Annotated in this window: 8 protein-coding genes and 1 pseudogene; 6 read left to right on the plus strand and 3 right to left on the minus strand. The window is 61.1% G+C overall.

Going from position 1 to position 9,238, the window contains the following annotated elements; translation table 11 throughout:
- Positions 1-199: 199 nt before the first annotated feature.
- The 6 genes from JHD62_RS09205 to JHD62_RS09230 are packed head-to-tail and all read left to right on the plus strand — an operon-like array spanning position 200 to position 6,563.
- Entirely contained in the window at positions 200-1,774 is a 1,575-nt protein-coding gene (locus JHD62_RS09205; protein WP_199102637.1) for an ABC transporter substrate-binding protein, read from the plus strand.
- Positions 1,774-2,841: an ABC transporter permease gene (locus JHD62_RS09210; RefSeq protein WP_199102638.1), complete on the plus strand. Its 1,068-nt coding sequence runs from the start codon at positions 1,774-1,776 to the stop codon at positions 2,839-2,841. Before JHD62_RS09205 ends, JHD62_RS09210 begins: the two co-directional genes overlap by 1 nt.
- A gap of 6 nt (positions 2,842-2,847) precedes the next feature.
- Positions 2,848-3,666, plus strand: coding sequence for an ABC transporter permease (locus JHD62_RS09215; RefSeq protein ID WP_199102639.1), 819 nt, complete (start codon positions 2,848-2,850; stop codon positions 3,664-3,666).
- Positions 3,656-4,507, plus strand: coding sequence for an ABC transporter ATP-binding protein (locus JHD62_RS09220; protein WP_199102640.1), 852 nt, complete (start codon positions 3,656-3,658; stop codon positions 4,505-4,507). Before JHD62_RS09215 ends, JHD62_RS09220 begins: the two co-directional genes overlap by 11 nt.
- The gene (locus JHD62_RS09225; protein ID WP_199102641.1) at positions 4,504-5,196 is read left to right on the plus strand and encodes an ABC transporter ATP-binding protein; all 693 of its coding nucleotides are present in this window, start codon (positions 4,504-4,506) and stop codon (positions 5,194-5,196) included. Before JHD62_RS09220 ends, JHD62_RS09225 begins: the two co-directional genes overlap by 4 nt.
- A gap of 5 nt (positions 5,197-5,201) precedes the next feature.
- Positions 5,202-6,563, plus strand: a complete 1,362-nt coding sequence (locus JHD62_RS09230) for an FAD-binding oxidoreductase (protein WP_199102642.1) — start codon at positions 5,202-5,204, stop codon at positions 6,561-6,563.
- 92 nt (positions 6,564-6,655) lie between these two features.
- Here JHD62_RS09230 and JHD62_RS09235 read toward each other — a convergent pair whose 3' ends face one another.
- From JHD62_RS09235 to JHD62_RS09245, 3 genes and pseudogenes are all read right to left on the minus strand, one after another.
- Complete coding sequence (locus tag JHD62_RS09235; protein ID WP_199102643.1) at positions 6,656-8,095, minus strand: family 16 glycosylhydrolase; 1,440 nt, start codon at positions 8,093-8,095, stop codon at positions 6,656-6,658.
- Positions 8,092-8,802 carry a hypothetical protein gene (locus JHD62_RS09240; RefSeq protein ID WP_199102644.1) on the minus strand — a complete coding sequence of 237 codons (711 nt, stop codon included), beginning with the start codon at positions 8,800-8,802 and terminating at the stop codon, positions 8,092-8,094. Before JHD62_RS09240 ends, JHD62_RS09235 begins: the two co-directional genes overlap by 4 nt.
- A 240-nt stretch (positions 8,803-9,042) precedes the next feature.
- A pseudogene (locus JHD62_RS09245) lies at positions 9,043-9,238 on the minus strand (methyl-accepting chemotaxis protein); the annotation flags it as partial.

The following is a 9,238-nucleotide window of genomic DNA, read 5'->3' on the forward strand; positions in this document are numbered from 1 at the left end:
GCAGATTTTCCTGAACCGGACGGTATTGCGAGTGACAGGAATGCCATTATCGGAGGAGGGTGGTTCAGGTAAAAAATCGTTAAATGCGGTGAGTAAATTTGTTTGATTTCTTGCTGATTTGCATAGCAGAAATTCTGATTTAGTGGTTGCCAATGCTTTGTTTAATATCTGGCTGATTACTGGCAGATAAATAAAGCAAATGAAAAAAATCTCGTACTCCATGCCGCTGCTGGCCAGCCTGACAGCATTCTGCTATCCGGCGCTGGCCACAACGCCGGCCAATACCCTGGTTATTGCCCAGTCTATTGATGATACCTCCAGTTTTGACCCGGCCCAGGGTTTTGAGCTGACTACGGTGCAGGCTTTCAATAATCTGTACCAGCGTCTGGTACAGGCCGATGTGCAAAACCCGCAGCGACTTAAACCGGACCTGGCGCTTTCCTGGCAGGTTGGCAAGGACAAGCGCAGCCTGATTTTCAAACTCAACCCCAAGGCGCGCTTTGCCTCGGGTAATGCGCTCACCGCAGACGACGTGGTGTTTTCACTGGCGCGGGTGGTGAAACTGAACCAGGAACCATCCTTCATCCTGAGCCAGCTGGGCTGGACGGCGCAGAACGTGGACAGCCTGATCCGGCGCGTGGATAGCCAGACCGTACAGCTGAGCTGGACACTGGACGCCAGTGCCGACTTTGTCTTGCGTCTGCTGTCTGCCCCGGTAGCTTCCATTGTGGACAGCAAGGAGGCGCTGGCACATCAGCAGGACAATGACCTGGGCCATCAGTGGCTGGGCAGTCATTCCGCCGGTAGCGGCCCTTTCCGCATTCGCAGCTATGTGCCGCACGAGGCACTGGTGCTGGATGCCAACCCTGCTTCACCACGCGGCGTGCCAAAGCTCAAAAGCATTGTCATCAAGAACGTGCCGGATGCCGCAGCACGCCGCCTGTTGCTGGAGCAGGGCGATGCCGACATCGCACGCAATCTGGGAGCGGACCAGCTGGCAGGTCTGGCAGGCAAACCCGGCGTGAAGCCGCTGGCCATTCCTTATGCGTCCCTGTATTTCCTGCAGATCAACAGCAAGGCCTCTCCGGCGCTGGGTAATCCGGCATTCTGGGAGGCTGCGCGCTGGCTGTTCGATTACCAGAAGATTGCCAATCAGCTGCTGCAAGGCCAGTTCCAGGTGCATCAGTCCTTCCTGCCCGATGGCTATCCGGGGGTGTTGAAAGACCAGCCTTACCGTTACGACCCGGACAAGGCGCGCGCCATCCTGGCCCGGGCCGGGCTGAGCAATGTCACGCTGAAATTGTCGGTGAACAACCAGCCGCCTTATCTGGACATCGCCCAGGCCTTGCAGGCCAGCTTTGCCAAGGGCGGGGTGAAGGTGGAGCTGCTGCCGGGCATCAGCGCACAGGTATCCACCAAGGTGAAGGCTCAGGATTACGATGCGGTGCTGACATCGTGGGGGCCGGATTATTTCGACCCGCATACCAATGCCTCGGCCTTTGCCTATAACCCGGAAAACGGCAGCAAGACCCTGGCCTGGCGTGCCGGCTGGCATATTCCGGAGCTGAACCGGCAAACACTGGCGGCTATTGATATTGCCGACCCGGCCAGCCGCGCCGCCGCCTATCAGAAGTTGCAAAAGACGGTACAGAAGTCCTCGCCGTTTGTGATCGGCCTGCAGGCCCGCAGCCTGATTGCCGTGCGCAGCAACCTGAAAGGCTATGTGCAGGGTGTAAACCCGGACATGGTGTTTTACGACAAGGTCAGCAAGTAATGCGCAACATGTTTGAGCGTCTGCTGTTTGGCCCGCTGTGGGGCCTGGCGCGCAAGTTGCTGACCATGCTGCTGACCCTGCTGGTGTTGCTGACGCTGACCTTTTTCCTGTCGCGCATGGCGCCCATCGACCCGGTGTTGCAGGTGGCTGGCGACCATGCCAGTCAGCAGACTTATGCCCAGGTCAGTCATGAGCTGGGGCTGGACCAGCCCTTGCCGCTGCAACTGGGCCGCTATCTGCTGCGCTTGCTGCATGGCGATCTGGGCATTTCCAGCACCACCGCCCAAGCGGTGGCCAGCGATCTGGCGCGCGCCTTTCCGGCTACGCTGGAGCTGGCGACCTATGCCATCGTCGTGGCTTCGGTGTGCGGCGTGGCGCTGGCCCTGCTGTCGGCACTGAAGCCCGGCGGCTGGCTGGACAATCTGGTGCGCTGTTTTTCCTTGCTCGGTTATTCGGTGCCGGTGTTCTGGCTGGGGCTGCTGGGTCTGCTGCTGTTTTATGCGCGCCTGCATTGGGCCGGCGGGCCGGGCCAGCTGGATGATGCTTACCTGTACAGCCTGAATGAGCGCAGCGGCTTCATCCTGCTGGACAGCTGGCGCAGTGGCGATGCCGAAATATTGCGCAATGCCGTCTCGCACCTGTGGCTGCCCGTGCTGCTGCTGGCCATGCTTTCCATGGCGGGTATCACGCGCTTGTTGCGGGCGGCATTGCTGGAAGAGTGCGGCAAGGAGTACGTCACGCTGGCGCGCGCCAAGGGTGCGGGGCGCTGGCGCATCCTGTGGCGGCATGTGCTGCCCAATGTCAGCGGCACGCTGGTAACGGTGCTGGCCTTGTCTTACAGCAGCCTGCTGGAAGGTGCGGTGCTCACCGAAACCGTGTTTGCCTGGCCGGGTATAGGCCGCTACCTGACCACGGCGCTGTTTGCCTCGGATGTGGCTGCCATACTTGGGTCCACGCTGGTGATAGGCAGCAGCTTCGTGCTGCTGAACATGCTGGCGGACAGTCTGGTGTTGCTGCTGGACCCGCGCAGCCGTCAGGCCGACATCGCTCACCCCTCATCGCGATAAATCATCATGTCATTGTTGTCCAAAACCAATGCTTTCACGCTGGGCAGCGCCATCATCAGCGGCATCATCGTGCTGGCGGTACTGGCGCCCTGGCTGACCCCCTGGGACCCGAACCTGCAAAACATCAGCGAGCGTTTGCAGCCGCCATCGTCCAGTCACTGGCTGGGAACCGACGGCTTCGGCCGCGACCTGTTGTCGCGGGTGCTGTTCGGCACCCGGCCCACCTTGCTGCTGGTGGCGCTCATCCTGCTGCTTACCGTGCCCCTGGGGCTGCTGGTGGGCATTACTGCCGGCTATCGAGGCGGCTGGCTGGAGGTGCTGCTGATGCGGCTTACCGACGCCTTTCTGGCCTTGCCCAGCCTGGTGATTGCGCTGGCCTTTGTCGCCATCATGGGGCCGGGCCTGCTCAATGGTGCGCTGGCGCTGTCGCTGACCAGCTGGCCCGGTTTCGCCCGGCAGGCGCGTGCCGAAACCCTCAGTCTGCGGCGCAGCGACTACCTGGCTGCCGCCCACATGCAGGGCATCAAGGGCTGGCGGCTGATGGTGGGGCATATCCTGCCGCTATGCCTGCCCGGTGCCATCGTGCGCACTGCACTGAACCTGGGGGGCATCATTCTGGCAGCAGCCGGGCTGGGTTTTCTCGGCATGGGGGTGAAACCGCCGATGGCCGAATGGGGTGCGATGGTGGCAGAAGGCAGCAAGGTGATTTTTGACCAGTGGTGGGTGGCAGCGGCACCGGGTGGTGCCATCCTGCTCACCAGCCTGGCATTCAATCTGCTGGGCGATGGCCTGCGTGACAGAATGGACCCGCGCCATGCCGCCTGATCAACAAAAGCCGTGCTTGCTGGATGTAGAGGGGCTGACCATTTCCTTGCGCCAGCAGCCGCAACGCCAGTTGGTAAAAGGCATTTCCTTTGCCATGGGCACCGAGTGCGTGGCGCTGGTAGGTGAGTCCGGCTCCGGCAAGTCGCTGACTGCACGTGCGCTGATGGGTTTGCTGGCGCCGTCCTGCCAGTTGCAGGCACAGCGCTTGTCCTTTGCCGGGCAGGATGTACTGTCGCTGGATGAAAAACAGTGGCGCAGCCTGCGGGGGCGGCAGATTGCCATGGTGCTGCAAGACCCCAAATACGCGCTGAACCCGGCTTTGCGCATTGGCTCTCAGCTGGAGGAACCCTTGTTGCTGCATAGCCGCCTGTCGGCGCGGGAAAGGCGCGACAAGGTGCTGCACATGCTGGATGCAGTCGGCCTGCCCGACCCGGCCCGCCTGCAACATGCCTTGCCGCATCAGCTATCCGGCGGCATGGGCCAGCGGGTGATGCTGGCCATGGCCCTGATTACCGAGCCGGCCTTGCTGATTGCCGACGAACCCACCTCGGCACTGGATGCCGCCCTACGGGAGCAGATGCTGGCGCTGATGTTGCGACTGGTGGCCGAGCAGGGCAGTGGCCTGCTGCTGATCAGCCATGACTTGCCGTTGGTGGCGCAGCATTGCCAGCGCGCGCTGGTGATGTATCAGGGGCGACTGGTGGACCAACTGGCAGCAGCGGATTTACCGCAGGCTACCCACCCTTATACCCGTACGCTGTGGGCCTGCCGCCCCGGCAAGCACAGTCACGGCACGGTGCTGCCGGTATTTGACCGGCAATGGCTGGAGACGCTGGCATGACACAGCAAACCATCATCCGTTTACAGGGGTTTGGCGTCAGTCACCAGGCAGGCAGAAACAGCCGTCAGGTGGTGCACGATGTCAATCTGGAAGTAAGGCAGGGCGAGTGTTTCGGCCTGATTGGCGCTTCCGGCTGCGGCAAGTCTTCCCTGTTGTGGGCCTTGGCTGGTTTGAACCCGCACTGGCATGGTGTCATGTCCATGTTTGGCTCTAAACTGCGACCCGGACATCGTTTTGCCGGCCAGTTGCGGCGCGATGTGCAGATGGTGTTCCAGGACCCTTACGCCTCCTTGCACCCGCGCCATCGCTTGCGGCGTACCCTGAGCGAGCCATTGCAGTTGCTGGGCGAGCAGGATATCGCGGCACGCGTGGATGCGGCCTTGCAGGACGTGGGGCTGGAGCCGGACATCGCCACGCGCTATCCGCACCAGATTTCCGGCGGCCAGCGCCAGCGTATTGCCATCGTGCGTGCCTTGCTGCTGCAGCCGCGGCTGTTGCTGCTGGATGAACCCACCTCGGCGCTGGATATGTCGGTACAGGCGGAAATCCTCAACCTGCTGACCAGACTGAAACAGCAACAAAACTTGTCCATGCTGCTGGTCAGCCATGATGGTGATGTGATCGATCACCTGTGCGATCGTGCCGTCCACATGCAGGCCGGTCGCCTTACTACCGAATCAAGTGGATAAACAATATGAACGCTCAACCCTTTGCAGACATCCTGCGCCAACCCTTCAGCTGGGTGGAAGAAAACGACCCGCTCCCCGTCAGTGCCGATGTAGTCATCATCGGTGCCGGTGTGGTCGGGGTGAGTGCTGCCTTGCAGCTGGCCCGGCGTGGCCTGAAAGTGGCCTTGCTGGAAAAGGGCCTGGTAGCGGCCGAGCAATCCAGCCGCAACTGGGGCTGGGTGCGCCAGCAAGGCCGCGACCGGCGCGAATTACCCCTGATCGTGCACAGCCTGTCGCTGTGGGATGCCTGGCAGCAACAGCTGGATACCGACCTGGGTTTCCGGCGTACCGGCTTGCTCAGCCTGACGCGTGACCCTGCCGTGCTGGCGCGCTGGCGCCGCTGGGCGGTCAATGGCCGTGCTGCCGGTATCCATGTGGACGAGCTGGATGCTGCTGCTGCCGAAGCCGCCCTGCCCAGCGTTAATGGCCCATGGCTGGGTGGCCTGCACACCCCGGATGATGCCCGGGCGGAACCCGGCGTCGCCGTACCGGCCCTGGCGCGTGAGGCGCGCCGCCTGGGGGTGACCCTGCATCAGCAAACCGCAGTGCGCCGCCTGCTGCTGGAGCTGGGCCGGGTACAGGGGGTGGAAACCGAGCACGGCATCGTGCGTGCGCCGCGCGTGTTGTTGGCAGGTGGTGCCTGGTCCTCACTGCTGCTGCGCCAGCATGGCGTGGTGTTGCCGCAGCTGAATGTCCGCGCCACGGTGTTGCGCACCACGCCCGCGCCGGAAGTGGTGCCCGGCACCCTGTGCAGTGCCGATGTCTGCCTGCGCCGCCGGCTGGATGGCGGTTATACCGTCACCCTGCTGGAAGGCGAGCAGCATGAAGTTGGCCCGGACAGCTTCCGTTATCTTGGTCGCTTCACGCCGTTATTGCTGCGTAACTGGCGCAATATTCGTCTTGGCTTGGGCTGGCACAGTTTTCAGCAACAGCGACGCTGGCAGCAGCTGCCTGCTGCCGGTGTGCCGACGGTATTCGAGCAGGAACGCATCTACAACCCGCTTCCCGATCCGGCCATCACCAGCAAGGCACTGGCGCACTTCCGCCATGGCCGGCCACAACTTGCCGGAGTGGAAATGGCCGCCAGCTGGGCCGGGCGCATCGACCTGACGCCGGATCTGGTCCCGGTGATTTCCAGGGTGGAAGCTTTGCCCGGCCTGGTACTGGCGGCAGGGTTTAGCGGTCATGGCTTTGGCATCGGGCCGGGTGCGGGGCAACTGGCTGCCGACTTGCTGTGCGACACCACGCCGGTGGTGGACGCCCATCCCTTCCGCCTGTCGCGCTTTAGCGATGGCTCCAGCCTGTTCATCGACCCGGATGTGATTTGAGCCTGAACAATCATGCGCAGTCTCCGCGTCGCCCTTATCAATTCAGGGGCTGCGGTGTAAACCGGCCCAGCAAGTGTGGGGCCGGGCCGGTATTACAGAGTCCAGGCGTTGATTTGCTGGATGATGAAGCTGTCAATCACGCCGCTGATGGGGGTATGCGCCGGATACAGGCCCATCTGCATGCTGCTGCCTTGCACCGAGCCGACTGCCAGATTGCAGCCTATGGTCGCTGGCTGGCCTGTCCAGCTTGCCATGCCCAGGTCGGCACAAACAAACGCATCGTCGACGAAGTAATACACGGCACTGCCGTTCCAGATCATCTGGAAGCGATGCGGGTTTCCATCAATGACCGATGCTGGTGGACGCCAGTAACTGGCAGTCAGCCAAGTTCCGTTGCCGGTGGCAACACTATGCACTTGCGCCGCACCGGATGGGCTGTGCGTGGTCTGGATCAGTACCCCGGGTAATTTTGGGGAAAAGCTGGCGCAGTACATCTCCATGATGTCGATTTCCGAGCCGGTCAGTGCCGGGCGAACTACCGTGCCATCACCATACAGCCAGGCGGCGGGCCAGCAACCCTGGGCACGCGGCATGATGGCCAGCACCTCAATCGCCACGGATTTTTGCAATGCATTGGCCCCAGCCCAGTAATTCTTGTGCGACCAAATCTGTCCGGCATTGAGTGGCGGCATGCACAGCACCCGCATGCCTGCCGAATAGGCAATGCCGATGGGGCTGGCCAGACTGATGACACCGCTACTGGCATTCACCGACTGGATAATGGGTTGTCCGAAGGCGCTTGAACCATAGGCCGTTACCTGCATGCCGGGGACGATTTGGGCCGGGAACGGCCATGGAGCAGTGCCGCCCGCCGCGGTTGGCAGGCAGGTCAGGGTGAGTGAACCGGCGGAGTTGACGCTGGAAATGGTGGCGACATAAATCGGCAGGAAATCCACCGTGGTATAGGCCGGATTGAGATTGTTGATGACCGGTGCGGCACCTGTTGCCGGGTTGCTGCCCCACAGCGTGACGATGTTGTTGACGGTATCCACCGCCGTGACAAACAGCAGTCCCCCGAAGTTGGCACATGCAGCCACCTGCCCGAGGTTGATACCGCTGACATCATTCAGGTAAAGCTGGTTCGAGCCATTGGGGGCCTGAGCCAGGGGTTTGCTCAGCACCGGCCAGGGCAGGGTTGGCAAGGTGGCTGTCAAGGCCAGGCCGTTGTCCCTGATGGCATGGTTGCTCGCATTGAAGGGCTGATAGCGTTCAATTTCGTAGTTGATGGTGTACAAACCGGTGCCGGGTTTGTATGGCTTGAAGTATTTTGCCAGCGTGGAAAGGTCGGCAATCCGTATCTGTTTCGGGTCGGTGGCGGTGGTGTTGCTGCCAAACAGATAACTGTCGGTGCGCTGGAAATTGCCAGCCTTGATGGCAGCAGCAAACGATTGCGGTACCGTTGCCGGGTTATAGGCTGCCGGTACTGGCAGGGCTGCTGCCAGTTGCGCCAGTGCATTGAGGGCATTGCTCATTTCATGAAGCCCTGGGCATTGACGTAAACCGCCGCCCCGGCGGTGACGACATAGAAATTGAGCGCGGTATTGGTTGTGCTGATCAGCTCACCATCATCAAAACTCAGGATGGCCGGAGTATTCATGTTGGCAGGCAGCTTGCAGCGCCAGATGGCACTGCTGCCATTAGCCACATATACCTCGGTGGCAGTGCTGCCGGTATTGATCAGCTGCAGTTTGCGCAGATAACTGCAGCGGCCATTGATGTCGGCGGCTGCCAGAACCACGCTGCTTGCCGTGCTGATGCCACCGCTGGTAGCTACATAATTCCAGGCGGTACCGGCCTCCACGTTGATGTTATAAAACGGATTGCCCGCAATTCCATTGGCATTGCCGGATGGGTCGCGGCTGGAAACCTGGGCAATGCCACTGGCCAGATTGGAAATAGCCACCAGCGGGGTGCCCAGCATGACATCGATGGCGATGCTGCCAGAGGGATTGTCAAAACTGGCCGCCGCCTGCACCCATACGGCCTGAGCAGTGTTCACCTGGATAATGGGCCTGGCCTGAGACAGCACAGATCCCACAGCCCCGCTGGCCGGCTGGGTATCCGAAACGATCACGGTAGCGCTGCCACTGAGCGTCAGCAGCTGAATGGTGAGCGGACCGGTGCCGATATTTGTCCAGCTGCCTGCGGTGATGGTTTGTTCGCCATTGGACTGACTCATGATTTACCCCTTGCAAGTAGTGTGGAATGCCGATTTGCATCAATAACTGGTAATTAATAATACCATTGGCATTTTATGGCAATGAGTTTGTTATTCACCAGTCAGGCTGGGAAGGTCCAGAGAGGGGTTGAATTGGTGGCATGCACCATGTGCATGGTGTCCGGGTGCCCGCAGCAAGGCTATGTACGGGGAATGAAGGAAGGGGCTGGCCGGAGAGTGGCCAGCCCGTGTGGTGCGGGTTTACACCTTGAAGCGGCTGAACATTTCGCGCATTTTCGAGGCGGCGTCATTCAGGGTGGACAGTGTGCTGTGCACGCCCTGCAAGGACTGGTCGCTGTCGATGATGCGGTTGTTGATGCGTTCGGTGCTTTGCGAAATGGCCGTGGTGGCGTTGTGCTGTTCCTTGGTGGACAGCGAAATCTCGTTCATCTTGCTC

The sequence above is a fragment of the Aquitalea sp. ASV11 genome (assembly GCF_016429185.1).
GTDB classification, from domain to species: domain Bacteria; phylum Pseudomonadota; class Gammaproteobacteria; order Burkholderiales; family Chromobacteriaceae; genus Aquitalea; species Aquitalea pelogenes.